Source organism: Salinibacterium sp. TMP30 (genome assembly GCF_038397785.1).
Classification (GTDB): Bacteria; Actinomycetota; Actinomycetes; order Actinomycetales; family Microbacteriaceae; genus Rhodoglobus.
In genome coordinates, this window is the sequence record NZ_CP151642.1 from 136,852 (window position 1) to 160,359 (window position 23,508).

Consider the following 23,508-nt stretch of genomic DNA (forward strand, 5'->3'; position numbering starts at 1 on the left):
CCCAATGTAAATTTTTCCTGCCTCAAAGACGATGTGTGTGGGAAAGGGGACACCTGTGTACCGTCTGGGTAAGGCGAGAAGTGCAGGGTTGTCGCCGCGGACTCTGGGCAATGTGGACAAGTTGCTTCTGCCAATTCTGGGCACTGACGTATTGGCTCACCGGGTGAACGCTCTGCGGGGCCTGCACCCGCGCGATGCCCCGAGGTGTCACGCTGCAGGCCACGACCCAGACAAATTACTCATGGTCGGTTCCGGACCTGCATTCGGCTGGGGTGTCACGAGCTATGAGCTATCCCTGTGCGGAGCACTTGCGCGCGCAATTTCGGCAATAACCGGTCGTGGCTGCGATGTTGAGGTTCTGACCAGGGCAGATGTTGTTGCGAGGAACGCCGCTGACCTTATCGGTGCACATCCGCTCGACCGTTACGACGCGATCATCTTCGTCCTTGGGGTCAAGGATGCGGTCAGGGGAACGTCAGCCAAATCGTGGCGTTCTTCTATTTCCGGTTTGATCCAGCTTGCACTTTCGTCGACCACTGCTCTCACAGACATCTTCTTTATCGGTATTCAACCCATTAGGTCGATCCCCGTCTACGACACTTTCCTCGGAGGCGTTGCTGAACGCCACGGGGCAGTGCTCAATGAGATTACAGAGACACTGTGCACCACAGAGACTCGCGTCTTCTATGCTGCGCTCCCTGGACAGAGCGTGGGGCTCAGTGCACCCGACCGCCACCGAACAGCAGCCCAATACAACGCATGGGCGGCGATACTCGCCCCCAAAATTGCTACACAACTCAACGCCCGGATCACCATCGATGGGGATCGCAGAAAACCGAGCCCTGAAATTGATGAGCTCCTGCGCCAACGGTCCGTCGACAATCTATGGCTGCCCGACCTTGCCAGCGATGCGACCCTGAAGAAACTAGTCGAGCTCGCTCAGCAGGCGTTTCGCGTAGAAACAGCGCAGTTCACGATCATCGACGGGCAACGAGAGTTCACGCTCCTTAGCGCTGGCACCGAGCCTACGGAGATTTTGCGAGAAGACTCGTTTTCTGCAATCGCTTTGCAGCAACGCGAACCACTCATTGTTCGTGACGCAACCACAGATGAAAGATTCAAGAACAACCCTCTCGTCATAGGTGAGCCACATATCCGCTTTTTCGCAGGAATCCCCATCACCGCACCCTCAGGAGAGAGAATCGGCGCTCTCTGTATTACTGATAGCCAACCTCGACGCCGAAGGGACGACATTGACCTCAGTTACTTCCGTGTACTCTGCGCCCTAGTCGAAAAAGAACTCTGGAAAATCATCAGCCCGAAAGAGTCTGGTGACAGCTGAGGGGCGACACCATCACACGCAGGCATGGGCTCGTTCTGAGACCCGGCACACGATCTCAGCTGGGTGCGTCAGAAGGACCGGTGTGCTGAACTTGCTCAACTAAGCGCGCCAGAAGCGTTGCATTGGCGCCAATCCGAGCTTCGCTCTCCGCGGGCGGCCTCGCGTGCAGGGTTTTGTGGGCTGCGACAACTTCGGCGTCAGCCTCCGACAGCGACAGGTATCCCGTTAGTGGGCATTGTTCATACGTGGTGTCTTCGTGCCAATCGCCACGACCGTGCGACCAGTGGTAGGCGAGCGCGCCCAGCGCCGTCGTCAGTTCGTCCGCGCGATACGGCATCGTGAACTGTTCGAGCCAGGGCCCCACTTCTTCCGGGGGCATGGGGCGCGCAAAGAGGTACCCCTGACCGGATCGTGCGCCCAGAATCGCGCTCACTTCAAGCCGCTCGCGGTCTTCGATGCCTTCCACCACCGTTCCATAATTCGATTCAGCGCCGAGTCTGGTGATCGAAGCCAAGACAGTGAGCACCTGCAGTGGTCGGGTGTGCGCCTGATCGAAGATTCGTCGATCGATTTTGATGACGTCGAAGGGGATATCAGTGAGGCGTTTCAGCGTGCTGAAGCCTGAACTCAGGTCGTCGAGGTGCATCTTGACTCCGAGGCGCACCAGCTCGCTCACCGTCTTGTCGCTCGTGCTGAGGTCGAGTTCTTGAGTTTCGAGTACCTCAAGGCTCAACCGGCTCGGAACTACGCTGTGGTGGACGAGAGCACTTCTCACCCAGTCCGCACTATTCGGATCACTGAGCAACTCGGGAGGAACATTCACCGATACGTTCAGGGCGAGACCCTCAGCATCCCACCGCGACGCCCATCTCAGAGACTGATCGAGTCCTTGCTTAAAGACATCAACCAACTGATCGCGCGAATAGTGTGGCAAGAAGTTGTCGGGGGTCTCAATCTGCCCCGACGGCGTGCGCAGTCGAGCGAGCGCCTCCACCTGTGTGACGTGACCGGAGCGAAGGTCAACGATCGGCTGCATAAACATCACCAGTTCGCCGACCGGCATCCGGCTGCCACCGGACTCACCCTCACTGGTGTGGCTCGTCGCATCCGTGCCCGCTGCGTCCCACCAGTTCGACCGGCGCCCCTTCTTTGGTTTAACCCGATACAGCGCGGTGTCGGCGGTTCGCAGCAGATCTCGACCGGTCACGCCGTCGCGGGGGAACAGCGCGACACCCATGCTCATTCCTATCGACGCGAAATGCGCGTTGTCGACACGAAACGGCGACTCGACGGCTTCGTGCAGACGGTCGGCGATTTCCGCAAAATCAGCTATCGGGTTCGACGGCGACAGTTCCGACACGACGACGAACTCGTCCCCACCGACGCGCGCGAGGTAATCATTGTGACGCAGTCGCTCGCGCATCCGCACGGCGAACTCGCTGAGAACCGCGTCGCCAGCGAGGTGACCATAGCGGTCGTTGATGACCTTGAAATCATCGAGGTCGATCATCGCCACCGCGACGGTCGAGCCGTCCTCACTCGCTTCGCTCAGCGCACTGCGGATGTGGCCACGCAGTGCGGCGCGATTGGGCAAGCCGGTCAAGTGGTCGTGGATCGCAAGGTGAGCAAGCGCGTCCCGCTCCTGGACCTGCTCCGTGACGTCGCGCTGCACACTAACGAAGTTAGTTATCTGTCCCGCTGTATCTTTCAGCGGCGTGATCGTGAGGTGATTCCAAAACGGTGTGCCATTTTTTCGGTAGTTGAGGAGTGTGCCCTGAAAGACCTCGCCGTTATTGAGGGCGTTCCGCATGACTTGCAGCTCAACAGGAGAGGTGTCCGGCCCTTGCAAGAATCGGCAGTTCTTGCCGATGATCTCGGATTGCGCGTAGCCGGTGATCTCGGTAAACGCGGGGTTGGCGTAGATAGTTTCGCGGGCGGCATCCGTGATGAGTGACCCCTCGGAAACGGTGGCTAGTGCCAGCGCTAGCAGCGCTTGGTCGACATCCGGGGTATTCATAGGTGGAAGCTCCGTTCAGTAGGAGTGTTCAGCTGCAGGGGTTCACGCAATTCCGGCGATCTCATTTCGGCACCGTCAATTCCCTCTGGCGATCGAATTTCAAACCAGCGACATAACGTCGGCCGCGCTTTTCCACCCACCGCACTTCGGCGGCGCCAGCGTGCTGACCGTCCAAGTCCACCTGATAGTGATCTCCCGACCTCAGGTATTGAGGTGACCGCACACGGCAGCCCCCAAAACTGAGGTCTTCCAGATACACCGCGAACGTTGGTGCGAGCTCCGTGGTTTCCCGCCGCAGGTGCGCCACACCGCGCGTGGCCAATCGCAACTCGGACCTCAAGCTCGGATTGACCCGACGCACAGCCCCCATCACCGTGCGTGCAGCCGCACTAGCAACCTGTGCATTGACCTCGCGATCATGGCGCACCCAGTGCGGAGATGATGTGATCGTGCTCACGAGCTTTACGGCCTGAGTGGGGGAGAGCTGATCAAACTCGAAGCCGACCAGCAGGCCATCCTCGGTTTCGCTGACCCACCGGCAGTCGCCCAAGACGACGCCAATTCCGTCGACGGCGAGTTCCGCCCTCAGCGCTAGTTGCCGGCTTGCATCCGACGGGCGAAACACGGTCGACCACGGAAGGGCGAATCGCACACCATTGAAGCTGAGATCAAGAACCCGGCCCTCGATGGGCGCACCGTTCCACAACCGCGCGTCTATTCGCGCGTCAACTTGTGTGCGCTCAGTGCGTCGCTGGCGGGGGCGTTCTAGGCAGACTAGGACCGCCATGACCAGACCGACCACGTTGTAGAGGGTCCACAGGGAGGTGATCACCAGCGAGTCGAAAGTGAATGTGCCCGCGGACAGCACGAATGCGTTCACCAGCGCGTAGACCGACAGCGCCAGCAACACGATGTGGGGCAACGCGATCACCCAGCGAAAGTTCAGTTTCTCAGTTGACACGCCCTTGGGCGTTACCGCAAATACTTTGGTGCTGAGCCCCAGCCACTCGCTGATCACCGAAATGGCGATCGTCGGCGCCATCGCAATCTCATACACATGGGTCCACGTGAAACTGCGGCGCCCCCGGTAGATTGCCCGCGTGCCCACAACTGAGGCCACGAAGTAGGGCAGCCAGATCACCAGAATTGACGACAGCTGGGCCTGCACGACCGGAATTCCGCCGATCAGGTAGACGAGTGGCGCGAGGATGAAAATCAGCTTAAGGATGCCGAAATGCCAGTACGCGATGCCATCGGAGTAGATCCAACGCTGCATCCACGACAGACCGGGCAAGGTGAGAGGGTTCCATTTGCGCGCTGTCTGAATGTTGCCGCGCGCCCACCTCGTGCGCTGGGAAAGCAGGTCGGCGAAGTTCTCGGGAGCAAGGCCAGCAGCCACGATGTCTGGCACAAACTGGGTGCGGTATCCCGCAGCCTGAAGGAGCATTCCTGTCGCCATGTCCTCGGTGATCACGCCAGTGGCGAAGCCACCGATGGCGTCGAGCGCCGTGCGGCGGAACACCGTGTTGCTCCCGACGTACATCACCGCATTAGAACGTTGTTTGCCAGGCTGCAGGGTTTTCATGAAAAGGTCTTGCTCGTTGGGAAGAGCATCACCCGAGAACAAGTTGTACTGAAAAGCATCCTGATTATGGAACGCCTGGGGGGCCTGCACAAACGCGAGATTCTCATCAACGAAGTAGCCGACGGTCTTCTCGAGAAAGTCGACCGTGGGGATCATATCCGCGTCAAGAGTGGCCACGAGCGTTCCCGAGCTATGGGCGAGGGCATTGTTGAGGTTGCCCGCCTTGGCGTGCTCGTGTTCTTCCCGGTCGAGGTACTCGGCCCCATAGCGTTGAGCTAACTTGCGAACCTCGGGCCGACTGCCGTCATCGCAGAGGTACACGGTGAAGCGACCCGGGTATCGGATGCCCATCGCCCCGGCGAGTGTCGGCTCAAGAACCCCGATCGACTCACTGTAAGTCGCGATATAGATGTCAACTGAGGGGACTCTATCGAGTGCCGACAGTGGTACAGGCAGATGTTTCGCCTGCCACCAGGCCATTACGGTGAACGTCACCGATTGCGCTATGCCCACGATTTCCGCCGTCACGAGAATGATCCCGGCAACGCGCGCCATCCAACTGTCTGACGGGATCGTGAAAACGACGCGCCAAGTGATATAGACGAGTGCGGATCCGAGCCCTACGGTCAATGCCAACCGGTGAGTAGAACCGGGCCGCCGTCGCTCTGCAAGCCACGAGATTCCGACCAGAGAGAGCACCACAATTGAATAGACAGCCGACCAAGGCCAAAACACTGGCTCGCTCATGTGCCCCCGCACTTTCGCCGCATTCCATGTTGCGTGTACTCATGCTACGCCTGAACAGTTGCGCACGTCACTCCGCGAGAAGTCCCCAAATCTGGGGACGAACCGACGAATGGAATGACGAAATACGCGAGCCAGCCGCCTCGTGGTGGAGTAACCCCATGGCGCAGGAACAGTGGGTTCTACGATTCAGGGACTCCCGATATGAGGCGCCCACACCGCCGCCGGCTGGGGAGGCGCTCCGGCTTTCGCGCGAAAAGATGGTCGATGGCGAGCAGATCGCCATTCGGGAGCCGGCCGAAGTTCAACGAGTTACCTTCCACGACGCAACTGGTCACAGGTCGCGGCACCCTAACGTCCCCGCGAAGCGTTGTCTGTTCAACCGGGCCCTAGCCGTTTTTGTCCTTGTTGTCCTCTTTTTTGTCGTTCCCCTTTTTGTCTTCGTCTTTGGTGCCCTCCTGGCTAGGTGCCGGCGGCGGTTCGGGCAGTGCTGCGGTGAGGTCGGCACGGACGAGATCGATTGACGCCTGAATTTGGGCACTCCGATCAGCGCCTATCATGCCGGATGCCGTGTCTTCCTTCAGCTGTGCTTCGAGGGCATCAAGAGCGGCGATGGCACCCGCAGGGTCGCCCGCGGCGGCTGCCTGCGTTACGGCGGCGACGGATTCCTGCATTCTTGAGGCTGACACAGAGTCAAGTTCTGGCTCGGTCGGCGCGCACCCGCTGAGTGCTGCGGTGATCAACATCGCGGCGCACGTTGCAGCGACGATTCGAGTGGCCGCGCGCCCCCAAGCGCTCATGGTGTCACGCTTTCCTGGAGCTGTTTGAGGTGTGCACCTAACGTGCCGGATACCTCTGGATACGTCAGTGCGGGTGCGGCGGCCGGAGGCTGGGAGTTCGACCAGGAAACCGCACCAACTATAGCGGCGATGACCACGACGGCAGCGATGGCGAAGCCGATGGTCTTTTTGCGGATCGATCTGAGCGGGCGCTTTGGTGCGGTGGCTCTCGGTTCCGGGCGGCTGGGCGACGAAGTCATAACGGGTTCTGACACCTGCGTCACTGTGTATGGTCCGCTCAATGCTTCCGTTGCTTCGGTCACTACCGCGGTATACGCCTTGGTTGCTCGTAGAGCCGTTCCGTCCTCATTGTCATTGCCAAGCGACTCGGTCGTGCCGATCGGGGCGACGACGTTCACTTCCGTGCCCTCGGACGCGCTGGCAAGCTCTCGCATTGCGACGGCAACGTCCATCGTAGGTGGCCGATGCCCAGCATCAAGCGCTGTCATGTTCGTCAGTAGCTCGCCCCATACCTCGCCAAGTGTGTCTGGCACGGTCGGCGTGCTGTTCAGTCGCGCGCTGATCGTTTCGATGGTGCTTCCTGGGAAAGCCTTCTCGCCGGTCAGCGCTTCCAACAGCACGAGACCGAGCGAGTAAACATCGGATGCTCCTGCTGTCTCGCTGCCCCGTGCCTGTTCCGGGCTCAGATAGCTCGCGCTGCCGATGATGATTCCGGTCGAGGTCAGTCTGCTTCCGTCGACCAGTCGGGCGATGCCGAAGTCGGCAAGTTTCGCGTGGAATTGGCGGCTAGGAAGCTCCGAATGCGCCAGCAGGATGTTGGCAGGCTTAACGTCCCGGTGCACAATACCCCGGCCGTGCATGTAATGCAGGGCCTCCGCGATATCGGCGCCGAGATGTGCGACCAGCCCCGGTGGAAGCGGGGCTGTCATTACCTCGCGTAGGTTCGGTCCGTCGATGAACTCCATGACGAGAAATACGCGATCAGCGGCCTGTGTCTTCTCGGTACCCGCGTCGAAGAGGGTCACCAGCGCGTGGTGATTGAGCGTTGCGAGGGTGTCGATCTCATTGTGTTGGCGGCTTATTTCGTCAGGGTCGGCCATCCCCGGCAGCATCAGTTTGAGCGCGACTTCACGCGGCAGCGACTGGTCGGTGGCGCGGTATACCGAAGCCATGCCGCCGCGGCCGATAAGGCTGGTAACTCGGTAACGCCCACCAATCACGCTGCCGATGATCTCGTCATCCGCGTTCGAGGCTGGTCGAAGGGATTGACCAATCGACATGCGAACCTCCTTAGTCCTGACCAAGCGATTGTAGACGAGTTGGCCGGGTCTGGTCGCTGGACGATCAGCTCTAGCGGCGGCTCCGGGAGAATGCTGCTACCCAACAACCGCAGCGACGGCAGTCCCTGCGAGACTGGAGTCATGAGCCAGCGACCGAATATTCACGCCCCCCGCGCGGACGCGGCTACCATGACCGCCATCGTAACCACGGGTGTCGGTGACTTCGACCGGCTTGTTCTGAGTGAGGTTCCTAAGCCGATGGCCGGGCTGGGAGAGGTGCTCGTTCAGGTGCTCGCGGCGGGTGTCAACAACACCGACATCAATACGCGACTCGGTTGGTACTCGTCGACGGTGTCGACCGCCACCAACGAATCATCCGAGGGGCTCGACGCTCTTGGGGAGGGCCGCGCCGACGGCGGCTGGAACGGGGCGACACCGTTTCCGCTCATCCAGGGCGCAGACTGCTGTGGACGTGTTGTTGCGGTAGGTGACGGCGTCGACTCGAGCATTATCGGTGCCCGCGTGCTCATTCGGGCGTGCATGCCTCTCGGCCCGGATGGGTCAGACGAGACAGAGTGGCTTGGTTCTGATCGTGACGGCGCATTCGCACAGTTCACCGCCGTTCGGGCACGCGACGTGTTCCCCGTCGAGAGCGCCTGGAGCGACGCCGAGCTCGCAACAATTCCGTGTGCATACGGCACCGCGGAGAACATGGTGAGCCGCGCCGGAATCACCGCAGGCACGCGTGTGCTTGTTCCCGGCGCATCCGGAGGTGTGGGGTCGGCGGTCGTTCAGCTTGCCAAACGACGCGGCGCCTACGTCATCGGGATCGCGAGTGCCGCAAAACGCGAGCGGGTCATCGAAATTGGTGCCGATGAGGTGCTCGAACGCGGGCACGACCATGGTGCGCAGCTTGGCTCCCAGAGTGTTGACGTCGTAATCGACAATGTCGCAGGCCCCGAGTTTGGCAGCATGCTCGCAGTGCTGCGCCACGGAGGCACCTATGTGACATCGGGCGCAATCGCCGGCCCCATCGTCGAACTTGACCTGCGGATGCTCTACCTCGGTGACCTTCGGCTCATCGGCTGCACTTCGTGGGACAAACACGTATTCGCCGACGTCGTGTCGTACATCGAACGCGGTGAGATCCGCCCGCTGCTCGAGTGCACCTACCCGCTGTCCGAGATTGTCGCCGCCCAGCGCGACTTTCTCCACAAGCGCCACGTCGGAAACGTTGTCCTGATTCCGCCACGGTTGAGCGACGCACTCGCCTCAGAACATGCTCCGTAAACGGTCGTAAACGTATCGGCGGCTGCGGAATTGCGCTGCTAGCGTTGGCCCATGTCAGCCACCGCATCCAACCTCACCGCTGCTCTCGCAACCATCACCGAACACTGGCAGCCGCACCGGGTGGCGAGCGTCAACGACCACGACGTCAAGATCGTGAAGCTGCAGGGTGAGTTCGTGTGGCACAGTCACCCCGAGACCGATGAGCTGTTCTTGGTGGTGGAGGGGGAGCTCACCATCCAACTGCGGGATCGCGACATTGTGCTCGGCCCGAACGAACTCTTTGTGATCCCCCAGGGCGTTGAACATTGCCCGAAGGCTGAGCACGAGGTATCCGCCGTCATTATTGAACTCAGGGGAACTGCGAACACGGGCGACGCCGGTGGCGACCGAACTTCGCCGTTGCGCGAAGTCGGCTAGCGAGGGCATGGTTCCCACCTAGAGTGGATCGCTATTACTCATACCAACACTTATGGGTATAAATGTTGGTATAGTTCGTCCATGACCACAGTTAGCATGTACGCACCTCAGGGGTTCGTTGCGGTGCCGCCGGTGGCTTACGAAGTCCACGACTGGGTACCGAGATTCCCCGAAATGTACTCGCGCGCTGAGATTGAACGACAGACCGGCACCTACGAATCGACTGTCACTCCCGCCATCGCCCAATGGTCGCCAAGGCTGGACAGCGAGACGATAGCTAACGTTGAGGAGGCTGCACTCGCGCTCCGAGAATTCGACCTTCACTCTCTGACGGTATTCGGTGCCGCTGACCCGGCGCTGGCGCCGATGTCGGCGATCCTGCTACGCACGGAGTCCGCATCGAGCAGTCAGATTGAGAACCTCACCACTTCAGCCAAACAGCTTGCGCTCGCCGAGATCGACGAAGGGAAGAAGCACAACGCTCTCACTGTGGTTGGCAACGTTCGTGCGCTGGAAGCGGCTCTTCGGCTGTCTGACAAGCTCGACACCGCGAGCATCCTAGCCATGCATACCGAGCTTCTTAGTCGCCAAGAGGGGCTCGAGCACGAGGCGGGTAGGTTCCGCACCGAGCTGGTGTGGATAGGCAACAGAGACAATGCTGGACCTCGGAAGGCCTCATTCATTGCGCCCCAGCATCTGCTTATTCCTGACGCCATCGACGACATAGTCGCCTTTGCGCGCCGCCCCGATGTGCCGGCCCTTGTGCAGGTAGCGGTTGCGCACGCGCAGTTCGAAACCATTCACCCTTTCGTTGACGGTAGTGGCCGAACTGGTCGCGCTCTCGCGCAGGCGATGCTGCGCAACAAACGACTCTCTACCCACACCACCGTGCCCCTCTCGGCCGGTCTACTCGTAGACGTCGAGACATACTTTGACGCGCTGACGCAGTACCGTGCCGGAGATGCTGGCCCCATCGTGCGCCGGTTCGCCGATGCAGCAAGGTACGCCGCGGTGACGGGGCGCGAACTCGTCGATAACCTCGCAAACGAACTGGAGGCGTCGAAGCACGCCCTCGCTGGCATCCGCTCGGACTCTGCCGCCTGGAAGGTTCTGCCGCGACTGGTCGGGCAGCCGGTGGTCAATACCCGTTACCTTGTGGGCGCGCTCGGGCTGAGTGACATGACTGTGGTGCGCGCCCTGGACGTGCTTTCTGATCGCGAGATACTGACCGAGCGCACCGGCTTTACCCGCAATCGCGTGTGGGAACACCGGGGGATTCTTAGCGTGCTCGACGCGTACGCGGCGCGGATCCGCCGGACTGTCTGACTCACCGTCGATGCATTCAGTCCGATCAACGCTTCTTTCTCTTCGCGTCCCACTCCTTGAGCGCGGGAATGCCGAGAATCACGAATACGAAACCTGAGATTGCTAACGCAAAGCCTGCTCCATTGCCGCCGAAGTAGAGACCGCCACCAGTGACGATGAGCGCGAGCCCGACAAAGAAGTAGGACATTGCTGCGTCGTCCGCTACGGCTTCTCGTCGACGATTCCTACGAACCGGCTGCCGATTCCATCGATCTCTGAACGGTACATTCCGTCAGCGGCAGGCGGCAGCTCATCGGCGGAGTGCCAGTCGCACGTGAGATAGGTGAACGCGGGCCACCACTTCTTGGGCCGTGCGGCCTCCGTGAAACCACAGACTGTGCAGGTGAGCTGAGCCCAGACGGGGCGCTTGCCCGTGCGATTCGCCCGCGACTGCACAAGCCACGCCGGAGGGTTGGTTTCGAGCTCAGTGAACTCTGCCTCAGACAGGCGATTCGGGATGTCGTGCCTGCGGGCCATCTCCAGGGGGATGTCTAGGCGAAGCGCGGCTTCCCGTCTCGTGATCATGGTTCTACGGTACGCGAACTGCGCTCGCGCACGAACAACGCAGACCCACGAACTAGCTCACGTAAATCTTGCGCAGCGTCTCGGTGACCGTCCACGTGGTCTGCATGCCCGCGGTGAGCCGCACAACATCGCCAGCGCCAACAACAATCGTGCGATCATCCGCAGCGAAATGGATGCTGGCACGCCCGCTCACCACAACAAAGACTTCATCTTCTTCTGTGTCGGTTGCGGTGCCCATGCTCATCTCCCAGATGCCGATCTCGGTGTCGCCGAGGGTATCGAGCATGGTGTAACCGGCGGTCGGGAGTCCCTCCACAACACTCGCGGCATCCAACGCTTCGTGGGTGACGGGTACTGCGCTCGCGGACACTGGCTGGCCGGGCGTGAGGGCAGAGCCGGTGCTGGGCTCACGGTCTGGATGCGTAGCTGCGTCTGGGATGGGCATGAGCGTCTTAGGAGTCGAAGCCAAGACCGAGCGCATCCAAGGTCTTGAGAATCACATTGCGCCGGCCCTGATTATGGTCGGCCTGATTGAGTGACCACCGCGTGGCTTGAATACCGAGGGAGGCAATCGGCTCCGGAGGGAACGGCAACGGCATCTTTCGCACCATCTCCAGCTCGGTACGCTCAGTAGTGAGCCCGTCGAGCTTGTCGAGCAACACCTGGGCGGCAAAACGAGTCGCGCCAACGCCAAGCCCCGTGAAGCCTGCCGCGTACGCAACACGACCGTCGCGGGCTGTCGCAAAGAACGCGCTGAACTGTGTTGAGGTGTCGATAGCACCCGCCCAGCGGTGGCTGAACTTGAGCCCCTCCAGCTGCGGGAATGTCGTAAAGAAATGGCTCGCCAAGCGCTCAAAGCTCTCGGGGCGATCCTCATACCCCTCACGCACTTTGCGACCGTAGTGGTACACGGCGTCATATCCCCCGAAGAGAATACGATTGTCGCTACTGAGCCGATAGTAGTGAAACTGGTTGGCCATATCGGCGAGGCCTTGGCGGTTCGACCAGCCGATGGAGGCGAGCTGTGCGGGGCTCAAGGGTTCCGTCATGAGCACATAGTCATACACCGGAACCGTGTGCAGGCGAGTGCGCTTCAACAACGAGGGGAACGCGTTGGTCGCGAGAGCAACCCTGGTGGCACGAACCGTACCGGTGCGGCTGTGCACGATCGCGGCATCCGTCGGCGCACCGGATGTCTCGATCTCGCGCACGGGCGACTTCTCAAAGATCTCGACGCCGAGTTCGGTCGCGACCCGCGCCAGCTCATGAACCAGCTTCGACGGGTGTACGAGGGCATTAATGCGCTTGTTCCAGATGGCGGCAAGGTAGGTGGGCGAGTTCACTTCGGCGCGCACCGCAGTCTCATCAAGGAAGACGGTGTCTTCATTGGTTTCGGTTTCGGTGAGCCATTCGATCTCATGCGGTTCGATAGCAAGATCGAGCGAACCTGTGCGCTCAAAGTCACAGTCGAGGCCGAGAGAAGCGACGCTGGCTTCAATCTCGTCAAGGTTCTGAAGGCCGAGGCGGTGGAGTTGCGCATACTCTTTGGGCCACCGGCTCATACCATTTGATTCGCCGTGTGTGATGCTCGCTTCGCAGAAGCCACCGTTGCGACCAGACGCGGCCCAGCCCAGTTCGCGCGCCTCAAGCAGCACGACTTTGGCTTCGGGATTGCGCTGCTTCGCCAGCACTGCGGTCCACAGCCCGAGGTAACCTCCACCAACAATGGCGAGATCGGCGGTGATGTTTCCGCGCAGTGCCGCAAACGTGGTTGCGTCCGGCACGTCGTCAATCCAGAATGACTTCTGAATGGATCCGTCAAGGGAATTGCTGATGACGGATGCTGCTGGTGCGTTTCGTTCGAACACTACTTTGCCCATGGGGCACTTTCCTCTCTCGCGCTGCTGTCGCGAGCTTTATGGTTGGGCGGGCGCGCGGTATACGCGTTCGCCTTCGACGAAGGTTTGTTCGGTGCGGGTGAGCCCGATTTCGGCTGCTGGCCCGGCGAAGGGGTTGCGGTCGAGCACGACAAGATCGGCAAGCTTGCCCACCCCGATTGTGCCAGTCTCATCTAGATGATTCGTGTATGCAGAACCGGCGGTGTATGCAGTCATCGCTGTCAGCAAATCGAGGCTCTGTTCAGGCAAGAAAGCTTCGTACTCTCCCTCTTCATGACCCGGCGCAGCGATGCGGTTTACGGCTACATGGATCGCTGCCATCGGCTCAGGGGTGCTCACCGACCAGTCACTACCTGAGGCCAGGTGGGCTCCGGCGCGGTAAAGGTCGCCCCACGGGTACTGCCATGAGCTGCGCGGGTCGCCCAAGAATGGCAGTGTCAGGTCGACCATCTGTGGCTCGAGCGCAGCCCAGTATGACTGCATGTTGGCGGTGACTCCGAGGGCCGCGAAGCGGGGGACGTCATCCGGATGCACCACCTGCAGGTGCGCGATGTGGTGACGGTTGTCGTTGGGTCCGTTGATCGCACGCGCAGCTTCTACGGCATCGAGGCACTCGCGCACGGCACGGTCACCGATGGCGTGAAAATGCACTTGGAACCCGAGCGCGTCTAGCTCGGTGACATTGGAGATGAGCTGGTCTGCATCGACGAACGAGATTCCAGAGTTGTCGGTGTGGTGACCGCAGCCATCAAGGTAGGGCTCCAACATGGAGGCGGTGAAGTTCTCGGCAACACCATCTTGCATGATCTTCACACTGGTCGCGGCAAAGCGCCCGGCGACATTGTTCTTGCGCCGCAGAACGAGTTCGGGGATCTGTTCGGGGCCGCGCGTGCGATCCCACCACAGGGCACCAACAACGCGGGCGGTCAGCTCGCCTGACGTCGCCGCTTCCATATAGGCGGGGGTGGCGTCACCGGCATCCCCATACCCGCCGAGGATGGCATCTTGCCACGAGGTGATCCCGAAGGAATGCAGGTAGTGCTGTCCAATCATCAGTGCCTGCGCGTAGTCGGCTGGCGAAGTCTCGGGCAGCAGTTGGTTCACGAGCGACATAGCGCCTTCGTGAAGGGTGCCCGTGGGGTTGCCGTCGGCATCGCGCTCGATGCGCCCATCACTGGGATCGGGAGTGTCGCGGGTGATGCCGGCGAGCTCGAGGGCGCGCGAGTTTACCCAGGCGCCGTGCCCGTCGCGGTTGGGGATAAATGCCGGGCGGTCAGCCACCACAGAGTCGAGATCGGATGCTGTGGGTGTTCCCCCGGGGAAGGCCGCCATGCTCCAGCCGCCACCCAGAATCCACTCAAGCTCGGGGTTGGTTTCGGCATAGTTGCGGATCCTGTCGAGGTACTGTTCGCGAGTCGACTCGTGTGCGAGATCACAGCGGATGAGGTCGAGGCCACCCCACACGGCGTGCACGTGGGCATCCTGAAATCCGGGGCTGAGCAGTTTGCCGTTGAGGTCAACCACTTCGGTGTCGGGGCCGATGAGTTGCTGCACCGCTGCGTCACCCGAAGGGTCGGTGCCCACCGCGATGATGCGGCCACCTCCAACCGCGACACTTCCGGGCATAGGTTCGACACCGGTCGCCGTGAAAATGGCGCCGCCGGTAAAGACAAGGTCAGCAAAAGTCATAGTTTCGTGCACTTTCCTTAGCGGTCTGGCGATCTGGCGGTTTGACGGTCTAGCGGTCGGCTTGTCTGGCGGTCTACGTGTCTGGCGGGCTCGTGGTCTAGCCGCCTCCGACAGTTTTGGCGATGTCGGTCGCTGAGTCGCCCGCTCGACCCAGGACGTACGCGACAAGCGCCAAAGCTCCGAGTGTCAGCAGCAGCATGATCGTTGAGACTGCCGCAATTTCTGGCCGCAATCCGCTGCGGACAGCACTGAGCACGTAGACGGGCCACGGGGTGGTTCCCGAGACTTGAACGAACGCCGAAACGATTGTGTTGTCGAGGCTCAAGGTGAACGAGAGAAGTCCACCGGCCAATACTGCCGGCATCACCAGCGGAAGGGTGATCTGGGTGAACCGTTTGAACGGAGGAGCATAGAGGTCGGCTGCGGCCTCCTCCAAGCTCTCGTCAATGCCGATGAGGCGAGAGCGCACGATGTAGGCCACGACCGCGGTCGAGAACAATGAGTGGCCGACGACGAGTCGAACAATGCCGTTGTCGAACATGCTCAGTCCAACATCCTGGCCGAGGAAAACCATCCAGGGAAGCAGCGAGACGGCATCCACAATTTCTGGGGTGACGGTGACGAGCACAAGAAGAATCAGGAACCAGGGAGCCCACTTGCCCGCGCGGCGAGCCAGAGCGACACCGGCCATGGTGCCGAGCGCTGTCGCGATGAGTGACGCAATGAAACCGGTCTGAATCGACACCAACACTGCGTCGGTGATGGCGGGCTTGGTCACGATCGTCGCAAACGAGCCAAAACCGAACTCATTCCACGAGACGAGCAGCCGACCCTCGTTGAAGGAGTAAATGATGATGATGGCAATCGGAGCGAACAGGAACGCGAAGACGATCACTGCCCAGACTTTGAGGGAGACATCGGTGAATGACAACCGGTTCATGATTTGCCTCCCAAGACGAGTCGCTTTCGGGCTCTGAGCGGCCAGGTCGCCAACCACGAAACGAGGGCGGCGATGCCGACGGTGGTGAGAATCGTGAGCACCAGCACTACTGCCATTGCGGAGCCTAGGGCCCAGTTCTGTGCAGTTTGGAACTGGTTGGCAACCATCTGGCCTGCCATGTTGCCTTTGGCCCCACCCAGCACAGTAGCGGTGATGTAGTCGCCCATCAATGGGATGTAGACGAGCAGGATTCCAACGATGATGCCCGGCTTCGCCAAGGGAAGCGTCACATTGATGAAGGTCGACCATCGCCCAGCACCGAGGTCTTTGCTCGCCTCACGCATCGGCAATGACACACGGTCGAACGCGACAAACATGGGCAGGATCATCAGTGGGATGTAGTTGTAGACGACACCGATCAGTACCGCTGTGCGAGTGAAGAGGATTTCTAGCGGCTGATCGAGCACGCCGATTGACTGCAGGGCGGTGGAGAGCAATCCGCTCGGGGCGAGGATGATCTGCCAGCCGATCGTGCGCACCAGAAAGTTTGTCCAGAACGGAATCATCACCATCGCTAGCAGGATTCCGCGGCGCGACACGGGGGCCTTGAATGCGAGCCAATAGGAGAAGGGGATGGCGATTACTAAGCAGATGAGCGTGCCGACCACTCCAACCCACAGCGTGTTCTGGAAGGTGGAGAAGAACGTCGGCGACAGTGCTTCGGCGTAGCGATCGAGCGACAGGACATCGTTGGCGTGAGTGCCAAAAATGCCAGGCTTGTATCCGAAGCTGAACCACACGACGAGCGCGACCGGCGCGACAAAGAAGGCAAACAGCCATGCCCACGCAGGAATCGCGAGGGCGAAGCCCGGCAGTTTTAGGCGGCGGCGTGGGCGCGCAGGAGCCGCGTGCGCACCCAACTCGGGTGCGGCGCGGTCCTCAACGGTTACGGTCATTCTGTACTCTCGGCTGACTGCGGCGGTTAGGCGCCAGCAGCAGCCTTGGTCTTGTCCCAGATCTCAACGATGCGCTGCTGTGCGTCGGTGAGCTTGCCGGTGTGCATGGTTTTGATCTGTTCCTCATCGAAGAAGACGAGGTCGAGCATTTCCAGGTCGGCCGCGCGTGCCGCTTCCTCAATGCCAGCGCCACCGGTGTGGTAACCGATGTAGTCGAGTTCGCGTAGGGCCGCATCGGGGGCGAGTACGTAGTTGATGAAAGCGTGGGCAGCCTCAGGGTTAGTTGCGCCTTCTGCGATAGCCCAGTTGTCCATCCACAGTTCGGTGTCGGGGGAGCCGAGCACCCACTGCCAGCGGTCAGGTTCGTCGCTCTCCATGATCCCGATGCGTGCGTCACCGTTCCAGGACTGCATAAGGATCTGTTGCGCTTGCGGGATTGCGGCGCCACCCGGGTAGGAGTCGAACGCCGAGATGTGGGGGGCGAGCTCAGTGGTGAGGAACGCTTCCGCCGCGGCAAGATCTGCCTCGTCGGTGGTGGTCCAGTCGATACCGTTAGCCCAGTAGTAGATGCCGAGGAGGGGTGACGGGTCATCTAGTACGGAGGTTCTGCCGCTGGCTTCATTCTTTGCGGCATCGATGAAGTCGGCCCAGCTGGTGAGTTCGCGACTAATTTTGGTTTTGTCGTAGACGAATCCGGTGGTGCCCCAAGCCTTGCAAATGGAGTACTCGTTCTTCGGATCCCAGTCGCGACCCAAGAAGTCCGGGTCCATGTCGGCGATATTGGGGATCAGATCAAGGTTCAGCTTGCTCAGTAGACCATTTTCGATCATCTGAGGAATGAACGGTCCGGTCGGTACAACGATGTCGTAGCCACTGGTTCCGCGGGCCGCGATGAGCTTGGAGATCAGTTCCTCATTGGAGGCGAATGAGTCGAAGGTGATTGTTGGGCCAAGTTCATCCGAGAACTCGGCAACCAGATCCGGGTCATCGTAATCGCCCCAACTGTAGATCGACAGGCCGCCCTCGAGCGCGCCTCCGGTGGCTTGGGGTGAGGAGCCAGCACCAGACTGTGGGCTACAGGCGGCCAGTAGTGCGGCTCCGGCAGCAGTGCCGGAAAGGGCAAGGAAGCGACGCCGGTTCAACTCCGACTTGATCATCTTGGTTGCCGAGGTCGAGGCGAGAATGCGAACGGGGTTTTCGTGTGACATCAGGCTGCTCCTTCTAAAGGGCCATTGAGCTGGTGGGTGGGGCTGGGTTCGAGACGGCGCGGGCAATGTCGGCTTGAGCCTCAGTTGCCTGCTCATTCGGGAAAAGGTGGACGCTCGCGGCATCCCACGAGCAGACAACCTTGTCGCCGTCGGCAAGTCGGGGCGCGTTGGGCCGCGGAACGCGAGAGAGGAGAGTGTGGTCTTGGCCAATAGAAACCAAGAACTGCAGGGTCTCACCCTGGTGCGAGACACCGATCACTTCGCCAAGAATCTCATTCTCCGCAGTCTCGGCGGCTTCGGCAGCCGCGGGGGTGATCGCAGAAACCGTGACCGCTTCCGGTCGCACGGCGGCTTGAGCCTCAGAGCCGGCATCGAGATCGGCGTGCGCTGCGGCCGCGTGAATCACGCCGAAGCGCGACTCCATGACGCTCGTGTTGGCAGTCACGGTGCCAGGGATGAAGTTCTGCTGGCCAATGAAGCCCGCAACATAGGCGCTCGCAGGGTTGTCATAGATCGCGTCCGCGTCATCCAACTGTTCGATGCGGCCATTGCGCATGATGGCGATGCGATCACTCATCGAGAGGGCCTCGCCCTGATCGTGAGTAACGAAGATGAAGGTGATGCCGAGCCGCGACTGCAAAAGCTTCAGCTCGATCTGCATCTCTTCGCGAAGTTGGCGGTCGAGTGCCCCGAGTGGCTCGTCGAGAAGGAGCACAGAGGGGCGGTTGATGAGTGCACGAGCTAAGGCGATGCGCTGCTGCTGGCCACCAGACAACTGGGTCGGCTTGCGATCCGCGAACGACACCATCTGCACCATCTCAAGGGCTTCGATGACGTGCTGACGAATCTCCGACTTTGGGGTGCCCTTTTGCCGCAGACCGTAGGCGACATTCTCGGCAACGCTCATATGGGGGAACAGTGCGTAGGCCTGAAACACCGTATTAACGTCACGTTTGTGTGGGGGAATGCCGACAACATCCTGACCTGAAATACGGATGCGGCCCGCAGTTGGCTCTTCGAAGCCGGCGAGCATGCGCAGCGTTGTTGTCTTTCCGCAACCGGATGGCCCGAGCAGAGACAGGAACTCCCCTGGCCGCACATGCAGACTGATGTTGTCGACGGCGATTGCGCCGCCAAACTTCTTGGTCACTCCCTCGAGGACGACGGTGCCCTCAGGCTCGCTCGCACTGGTCGCTGCAGAGTGTGAATCCGCAGCGGCGGGGCTTGCTTGGCTAGTGTTCTGAGCTGAAATCGTCACGTCGTCGTGCACCTCCGAGGTCGTAAAAACTGATTCACGACTGTTTTGGTAGTCAATCGGATTTCGCGGGAATACGCAACGGCGTGCGATGTTTTGCTCGGTTAAGTTCGTGTTACGAAACGGAATTAGTTGTGAAAGGCTCGATTGGCTGCGCAAAACAACGCTGGCGTCGTCGCTTCACAATCCTCAACAGCCGCGAGCCGAGCCTCTCTATTCGTAGCGGCGGTGGATCAAGCGCGATAACACGATCGAGCTGCGAGTGTTGTCGATGTTCGTCGCCGTGCGCAGGCGTTCGAGGGCAATTTCTAGTGAGTGGATGTCGCGAGAACGCATGTGCACGACAGCGTCGGCTGATCCGCTGACCGTTCCGGCATCCACCACTTCGGGAATCGCACTCAGGATCCGTTTGAGTTCATTGGGGGCGACATTGCCGCGGCAGAACAACTCGACGTAGGCTTCTGTGCCCATGCCGTCGACGGCAGGATCGACCTGGATGGTGAAGCTGCGAATCACTCCACTGGCAACGAGTCGATCGACACGACGTTTAACTGCGGAGGCAGAAAGGCCTACCGACTCACCAATATCTCCATACCCTGCGCGGGCGTTGAGGCGGAGCATGTCAATGATTCCTGCATCCAGCTTGTCCATTCCCTCACTCTACGGCGATATCTTGTGCAGCGGCGAGCACTTGCGCTGAATTAGTGCGCACATTACCGAGACATTGCGGATAGGTGCGTGAAACACTGGGACTATGACGATCACTGACACCCAATCGACCACACCTGCTCGCCAGGCAACCGCGAAGACCGTGCTGATGTGCCGTCCCGACTTCTTTACGGTCAGCTACCGCATCAACCCCTGGATGAACCCCAACGACCCCACAGACACCAACCTGGCTGTCAAGCAGTGGCAGACGCTGTATGACACCTACATTGAGCTCGGCTTTGATGTGCAGCTCATTGATCCTATTGACGGCTTGCCCGACATGGTCTACGCCGCAAACGGCGGATTCGTGATCGACGGCAAAGCCTATGGCGCACTTTTTACCTATGACGAGCGTAAGGCTGAAGGCCCCGCCTACATGGAGTGGTTCGCTGCGAACGGTTTCACCGTTGCTGATCCCGTAAACGTGAATGAGGGAGAGGGCGACTTCCTCCTTGTTGGCGACAACATCTTGGCCGGAATGGGTTTTCGCACGTCCGTCGAAAGCCACAAAGAGCTCGCAGAGATCTCGGGTCGCAACGTTGTTTCCCTCAACCTGATCAACCCCAGCTTCTATCACGTTGACACTGCCATCGCGAAGCTTGATGAAACCAATATCGCCTACCTAGAGAGCGCATTTGATGGGCCCTCTCTCGAAAAGCTTCGGGCACTGTATCCCGACGCCATCCTTGCCAGTGAAGAGGATGCGGCAGTGCTCGGACTCAACTCGTACAGCGATGGCTACAATGTAGTGATCGCCGCCCGCGCTAAGGACTTCGAGCGTCAGCTCAAGGAGCGCGGCTACAACCCCATTGGCGTTGACCTGTCGGAGCTGCTGCTCGGTGGTGGCGGCGTGAAGTGCTGCACCCTGGAGCTGCGCCGCTAACTAGCGCCCCGAGTTGCACGAATGGCCTGCACTGGTTGTGCGGGCCATTCGTGCATTCACTGGTGGTTGGTGCTCAGTGCTCTTCGCAGATGATGACCGGGATATCGCGCGCGGTTTTGCGCTGATACCCGGCGTAGCGGTCGTTAGCGGCGACGATCTGCGGCCACAGTTCGGCTTTCTCCGCGGCATTTGCTGTGCGCGAGTGCACCTTCAGGGTGCGTCCACGCACGGTGATTTCTGCATCCGGGTTCGCGACAAGGTTGCGGTACCACTGCGGGTCGCGATCGTCGCCACCCTTCGAGGCAACAAAAACCCAGCGTCGGTTGCCGTGCACCGGAGCAGTCAGCAGCGTCGAACGCCGGATGCCCGAAACTCGGCCCGTGGTGTGCAACTCGACTGTGGGCATCCGGCCCAAAGTCCAGCCGAGTCGGCCGCCAGAGATGGCGAGCACTGCGCGGTGGGCGCCGTTCATCAGTTTCATTCCGGCATCGCTGAGTTTTTGGCGTTGGGTCATCTCAGCATTGTCTCGTGTTGCAATGTGGAGACGCCGGGTTCTCTCGGCAGCCATACTGATTTTAGTTTAGTTGCTAAAGTAATCGAATGACCACGACAATTGCCCTATTTGGTGCGACCGGCAAAACCGGCCGCCGTGTGCTCGATCAAGCGTTAGCGCAGGGGCTCGCTGTGCGCGCACTCGCCCGTGACCCCGCTAAGGTCATTGTCGTCGACGACCGACTCACCGTGATTCACGGAGACGTGCTCGATGCACGGTCCGTCGATCGTGTGGTGGAGGGAGCGGATGCTGTGCTCAGCGTTTTCGGGCACGTGAAGGGCTCCCCAGATGACGTGCAGGCAGACGGCACCCGGCTGATCCTCGACGCGATGAAGCATCACGGGATCACCCGGATCGTGACCCTCTCGGGCGGAGGCTTGCGTGCCGAAGGCAAAGACCAGCCCAAGCTTCCCGATCGCATCATCCGGGGCCTCCTGAAGTTGCTGTCAGGTCAGGTGCTCGCGGATGCCGAAGCACACTTAGAGCTGCTGAAGCAGAGCGGCATGGAGTGGACGGTCGTGCGCGGGCCCCGCCTCACCGAAGAGCCTGGGACGGGCGCATACGGCGTCGGCTGGGTGGGTGGAGACAGCACCACAAAGATCAGTCGCGACGACCTCGCCAAGTTTCTCATCACCCAGATTGACGATCGCCAGTACGTGCACGAGATGCCGTTCGTCAGCGCCAGATGAGCGACGCCGAGGCGCCCGTCGACCCAGTGCGTGCGGTGCTCGGCAGTGTGGCATCGCTCAGTCGAGTGCTGTCGTCGGAGCAGCGGCGTCCCTTCGAAGGTCGGGTACTGACCGGCTCGCAAATGTCAGCGCTATTCCTCCTCGCCCGAACACCCTCCGGCTTAACCCCGGGACGTCTAGCGGAGCTCCTCGCAGTATCTGCCGGCGCTGTCACACAACTCATCGACACTCTGCGCACGGATGGGCACGTCGACACACGTGTCAACCCTGATGATGCCCGATCGCGCATCATTGTGCTTTCCCGCGCCGCCCGCAACGAGGTGGAGCACTTCGAAGGTGCCACCGCCGAACGCTTACGCCCCAGGTTTGCAGCCCTATCCGCGGCCGAACTGACAACCCTCGCAGACCTCATGAATCGAATCACCATGGAGACGGAAAAATGACCACAAGTGTTCTCGTGACCGGCGCTACCGGCACCGTCGGTGATGCCGTGACAGAGTTTCTGCTCGAACGAGGAGCCTCCGTGCTCGGTGCCGTGCGGAATGCAGACGACGCGGCCCATCTTCGTAAGGGTGCGAAAGCACGGCACTTCGACTTCTCCATGTCGCCATCCGAACTCGATCAGGCTTTGGAGGGGTGCGACCGACTCTTCCTGATGCGACCGCCAGCAATAGCCGACGTGCAGAAGTACCTGTTTCCGGTCATCGATGCTGCGCAACGTCGTGGGATCAAACAGATTGTGTTCCTGTCGTTGCAGGGGGTGCAGCAGAACCGCAAAACCCCTCATTACGCCGTCGAGCAATACCTGAAGAGCGCTGGTGCACCATACACATCGCTGCGCCCCAACTTTTTTATGCAAAACCTGTCGACAACCCACGCGGCAGAAATCCGTGATGACGATGACGTCTTCGTGCCCGCCGGGCGCTCATTCACCGCCTTCATTGATGCCCGCGACATCGGCCGCGTTGCCGCCGCCGTGCTCACCGAACCCGGTCACATCACACAGGCGTACACCCTCTCGGGCGAACAGAGCCTCACGTACCGCAACGTCGCTTCCATCCTTAGCGACGTGCTCGGGCGAAGCATCCACTACCGGCGACCCAGCGAAACCGAATACCTCTCCCGCCTGCGCACGCAGGGCAAACCCGAGGACTACATTGCGGTGCAGAAGATGATCTACCGAATCGTACGGTTCAACATCTCTGCCTTCCCCAACCGAACAGTCCGGCGCCTCACCGGACACCCCGCCACTACTTTTCGCGAATTTGCCACCCGCGAGAAGGGCGCGTGGCAGAAATAACCTGCGGCGGCACCGTCACCCTGGAGCGGACCGGCCCGCCGGGGGAGTGGCTCTTGGCGCGAGG

23 protein-coding genes are annotated in these 23,508 nt (G+C 60.6%); 8 read left to right on the top strand and 15 right to left on the bottom strand.

Going from position 1 to position 23,508, the window contains the following annotated elements; genetic code table 11:
* Positions 1–241: 241 nt before the first annotated feature.
* Entirely contained in the window at positions 242–1,342 is a 1,101-nt protein-coding gene (locus tag AADH44_RS00610) for a GAF domain-containing protein (RefSeq protein ID WP_341953438.1), read from the top strand.
* Positions 1,343–1,397: 55 nt separating this feature from the next.
* Here the strand turns inward: AADH44_RS00610 and AADH44_RS00615 are convergent, their stop codons facing one another.
* From AADH44_RS00615 to AADH44_RS00630, 4 genes are all read right to left on the bottom strand, one after another.
* Positions 1,398–3,359 (bottom strand): EAL domain-containing protein, encoded by a 1,962-nt coding sequence (locus tag AADH44_RS00615; RefSeq protein ID WP_341953439.1) that lies wholly within the window; start codon positions 3,357–3,359, stop codon positions 1,398–1,400.
* A 61-nt stretch (positions 3,360–3,420) separates the two neighbouring features.
* A complete protein-coding gene (locus AADH44_RS00620) occupies positions 3,421–5,691 on the bottom strand; it encodes a glycosyltransferase family 2 protein (RefSeq protein ID WP_341953440.1) in 2,271 nt (756 codons plus the stop codon).
* Positions 5,692–6,077: 386 nt separating this feature from the next.
* Entirely contained in the window at positions 6,078–6,488 is a 411-nt protein-coding gene (locus AADH44_RS00625) for a hypothetical protein (RefSeq protein WP_341953441.1), read from the bottom strand.
* A complete protein-coding gene (locus AADH44_RS00630; RefSeq protein ID WP_341953442.1) occupies positions 6,485–7,768 on the bottom strand; it encodes a serine/threonine-protein kinase in 1,284 nt (427 codons plus the stop codon). The genes AADH44_RS00625 and AADH44_RS00630 overlap by 4 nt, the downstream gene beginning before the upstream one ends.
* Positions 7,769–7,957: 189 nt before the next feature.
* Between AADH44_RS00630 and AADH44_RS00635 the strand changes: the two genes are divergently transcribed.
* The 3 genes from AADH44_RS00635 (at position 7,958) to AADH44_RS00645 (ending at position 10,801) form a co-directional block, all read left to right on the top strand.
* Entirely contained in the window at positions 7,958–9,058 is a 1,101-nt protein-coding gene (locus AADH44_RS00635) for an alcohol dehydrogenase family protein (protein ID WP_341953443.1), read from the top strand.
* A gap of 51 nt (positions 9,059–9,109) precedes the next feature.
* Positions 9,110–9,475 (top strand): cupin domain-containing protein, encoded by a 366-nt coding sequence (locus AADH44_RS00640; RefSeq protein ID WP_341953444.1) that lies wholly within the window; start codon positions 9,110–9,112, stop codon positions 9,473–9,475.
* Positions 9,476–9,556: 81 nt separating this feature from the next.
* Positions 9,557–10,801, top strand: coding sequence for a Fic family protein (locus tag AADH44_RS00645; RefSeq protein WP_341953445.1), 1,245 nt, complete (start codon positions 9,557–9,559; stop codon positions 10,799–10,801).
* A gap of 25 nt (positions 10,802–10,826) precedes the next feature.
* On the opposite strand, the gene AADH44_RS00650 is transcribed toward AADH44_RS00645, so the two are convergent.
* The 10 genes from AADH44_RS00650 to AADH44_RS00695 form a co-directional block, all read right to left on the bottom strand.
* Complete coding sequence (locus AADH44_RS00650) at positions 10,827–10,988, bottom strand: hypothetical protein (RefSeq protein ID WP_341953446.1); 162 nt, start codon at positions 10,986–10,988, stop codon at positions 10,827–10,829.
* Positions 10,989–11,002: 14 nt separating this feature from the next.
* On the bottom strand, positions 11,003–11,365 hold the full coding sequence (locus AADH44_RS00655; protein ID WP_341953447.1) for a hypothetical protein: 363 nt from the start codon (positions 11,363–11,365) through the stop codon (positions 11,003–11,005).
* Between the two features lie 52 nt (positions 11,366–11,417).
* Positions 11,418–11,810: a cupin domain-containing protein gene (locus AADH44_RS00660; RefSeq protein WP_341953448.1), complete on the bottom strand. Its 393-nt coding sequence runs from the start codon at positions 11,808–11,810 to the stop codon at positions 11,418–11,420.
* Between the two features lie 7 nt (positions 11,811–11,817).
* Positions 11,818–13,245 (bottom strand): FAD-dependent oxidoreductase, encoded by a 1,428-nt coding sequence (locus AADH44_RS00665; RefSeq protein ID WP_341953449.1) that lies wholly within the window; start codon positions 13,243–13,245, stop codon positions 11,818–11,820.
* 36 nt (positions 13,246–13,281) lie between these two features.
* Positions 13,282–14,952 carry an amidohydrolase gene (locus tag AADH44_RS00670; protein WP_341953451.1) on the bottom strand — a complete coding sequence of 557 codons (1,671 nt, stop codon included), beginning with the start codon at positions 14,950–14,952 and terminating at the stop codon, positions 13,282–13,284.
* A gap of 97 nt (positions 14,953–15,049) precedes the next feature.
* A complete protein-coding gene (locus tag AADH44_RS00675) occupies positions 15,050–15,892 on the bottom strand; it encodes an ABC transporter permease (RefSeq protein WP_341953452.1) in 843 nt (280 codons plus the stop codon).
* A complete protein-coding gene (locus AADH44_RS00680) occupies positions 15,889–16,848 on the bottom strand; it encodes an ABC transporter permease (protein WP_341953454.1) in 960 nt (319 codons plus the stop codon). The genes AADH44_RS00675 and AADH44_RS00680 overlap by 4 nt, the downstream gene beginning before the upstream one ends.
* Positions 16,849–16,874: 26 nt before the next feature.
* Complete coding sequence (locus tag AADH44_RS00685; protein ID WP_341953455.1) at positions 16,875–18,056, bottom strand: spermidine/putrescine ABC transporter substrate-binding protein; 1,182 nt, start codon at positions 18,054–18,056, stop codon at positions 16,875–16,877.
* A 13-nt stretch (positions 18,057–18,069) separates the two neighbouring features.
* Positions 18,070–19,314, bottom strand: a complete 1,245-nt coding sequence (locus tag AADH44_RS00690) for an ABC transporter ATP-binding protein (protein WP_341953457.1) — start codon at positions 19,312–19,314, stop codon at positions 18,070–18,072.
* A 210-nt stretch (positions 19,315–19,524) separates the two neighbouring features.
* Positions 19,525–19,962: an Lrp/AsnC family transcriptional regulator gene (locus tag AADH44_RS00695; protein ID WP_341953458.1), complete on the bottom strand. Its 438-nt coding sequence runs from the start codon at positions 19,960–19,962 to the stop codon at positions 19,525–19,527.
* 103 nt (positions 19,963–20,065) lie between these two features.
* Here AADH44_RS00695 and ddaH point away from each other — a divergent pair, with 103 nt between their 5' ends.
* Positions 20,066–20,902: a dimethylargininase gene (gene ddaH, locus AADH44_RS00700; protein ID WP_341953460.1), complete on the top strand. Its 837-nt coding sequence runs from the start codon at positions 20,066–20,068 to the stop codon at positions 20,900–20,902.
* A gap of 73 nt (positions 20,903–20,975) precedes the next feature.
* On the opposite strand, the gene AADH44_RS00705 is transcribed toward ddaH, so the two are convergent.
* Positions 20,976–21,416, bottom strand: a complete 441-nt coding sequence (locus AADH44_RS00705; protein WP_341953462.1) for a nitroreductase/quinone reductase family protein — start codon at positions 21,414–21,416, stop codon at positions 20,976–20,978.
* 86 nt (positions 21,417–21,502) lie between these two features.
* On the opposite strand from AADH44_RS00705, the gene AADH44_RS00710 reads away from it, so the two are divergent.
* From AADH44_RS00710 to AADH44_RS00720, 3 genes are read left to right on the top strand one after another with little or no spacing between them, the layout of a single operon-like run.
* Positions 21,503–22,144 carry an NAD(P)H-binding protein gene (locus AADH44_RS00710; protein WP_341953464.1) on the top strand — a complete coding sequence of 214 codons (642 nt, stop codon included), beginning with the start codon at positions 21,503–21,505 and terminating at the stop codon, positions 22,142–22,144.
* Entirely contained in the window at positions 22,141–22,587 is a 447-nt protein-coding gene (locus AADH44_RS00715; RefSeq protein ID WP_341953466.1) for a MarR family transcriptional regulator, read from the top strand. Before AADH44_RS00710 ends, AADH44_RS00715 begins: the two co-directional genes overlap by 4 nt.
* Positions 22,584–23,444, top strand: coding sequence for an SDR family oxidoreductase (locus AADH44_RS00720; protein ID WP_341953467.1), 861 nt, complete (start codon positions 22,584–22,586; stop codon positions 23,442–23,444). Before AADH44_RS00715 ends, AADH44_RS00720 begins: the two co-directional genes overlap by 4 nt.
* The last annotated feature ends 64 nt before the right edge of the window (positions 23,445–23,508 follow it).

Coding starts and splice junctions, on each gene's coding strand:
- AADH44_RS00705 (WP_341953462.1), bottom strand. CDS start 21,416: ATGACCCAACGCCAAAAACTCAGCGATGCCGGAATGAAACTGATGAAC.
- AADH44_RS00625 (WP_341953441.1), bottom strand. CDS start 6,488: ATGAGCGCTTGGGGGCGCGCGGCCACTCGAATCGTCGCTGCAACGTGC.
- ddaH (WP_341953460.1), top strand. CDS start 20,066: ATGACGATCACTGACACCCAATCGACCACACCTGCTCGCCAGGCAACC.
- AADH44_RS00710 (WP_341953464.1), top strand. CDS start 21,503: ATGACCACGACAATTGCCCTATTTGGTGCGACCGGCAAAACCGGCCGC.
- AADH44_RS00670 (WP_341953451.1), bottom strand. CDS start 14,952: ATGACTTTTGCTGACCTTGTCTTTACCGGCGGCGCCATTTTCACGGCG.
- AADH44_RS00640 (WP_341953444.1), top strand. CDS start 9,110: ATGTCAGCCACCGCATCCAACCTCACCGCTGCTCTCGCAACCATCACC.
- AADH44_RS00715 (WP_341953466.1), top strand. CDS start 22,141: ATGAGCGACGCCGAGGCGCCCGTCGACCCAGTGCGTGCGGTGCTCGGC.
- AADH44_RS00660 (WP_341953448.1), bottom strand. CDS start 11,810: ATGCCCATCCCAGACGCAGCTACGCATCCAGACCGTGAGCCCAGCACC.
- AADH44_RS00620 (WP_341953440.1), bottom strand. CDS start 5,691: ATGAGCGAGCCAGTGTTTTGGCCTTGGTCGGCTGTCTATTCAATTGTG.
- AADH44_RS00695 (WP_341953458.1), bottom strand. CDS start 19,962: ATGGACAAGCTGGATGCAGGAATCATTGACATGCTCCGCCTCAACGCC.
- AADH44_RS00610 (WP_341953438.1), top strand. CDS start 242: ATGGTCGGTTCCGGACCTGCATTCGGCTGGGGTGTCACGAGCTATGAG.
- AADH44_RS00680 (WP_341953454.1), bottom strand. CDS start 16,848: ATGACCGTAACCGTTGAGGACCGCGCCGCACCCGAGTTGGGTGCGCAC.
- AADH44_RS00675 (WP_341953452.1), bottom strand. CDS start 15,892: ATGAACCGGTTGTCATTCACCGATGTCTCCCTCAAAGTCTGGGCAGTG.
- AADH44_RS00655 (WP_341953447.1), bottom strand. CDS start 11,365: ATGATCACGAGACGGGAAGCCGCGCTTCGCCTAGACATCCCCCTGGAG.
- AADH44_RS00645 (WP_341953445.1), top strand. CDS start 9,557: ATGACCACAGTTAGCATGTACGCACCTCAGGGGTTCGTTGCGGTGCCG.
- AADH44_RS00630 (WP_341953442.1), bottom strand. CDS start 7,768: ATGTCGATTGGTCAATCCCTTCGACCAGCCTCGAACGCGGATGACGAG.
- AADH44_RS00685 (WP_341953455.1), bottom strand. CDS start 18,056: ATGTCACACGAAAACCCCGTTCGCATTCTCGCCTCGACCTCGGCAACC.
- AADH44_RS00650 (WP_341953446.1), bottom strand. CDS start 10,988: ATGTCCTACTTCTTTGTCGGGCTCGCGCTCATCGTCACTGGTGGCGGT.
- AADH44_RS00635 (WP_341953443.1), top strand. CDS start 7,958: ATGACCGCCATCGTAACCACGGGTGTCGGTGACTTCGACCGGCTTGTT.
- AADH44_RS00720 (WP_341953467.1), top strand. CDS start 22,584: ATGACCACAAGTGTTCTCGTGACCGGCGCTACCGGCACCGTCGGTGAT.
- AADH44_RS00665 (WP_341953449.1), bottom strand. CDS start 13,245: ATGGGCAAAGTAGTGTTCGAACGAAACGCACCAGCAGCATCCGTCATC.
- AADH44_RS00615 (WP_341953439.1), bottom strand. CDS start 3,359: ATGAATACCCCGGATGTCGACCAAGCGCTGCTAGCGCTGGCACTAGCC.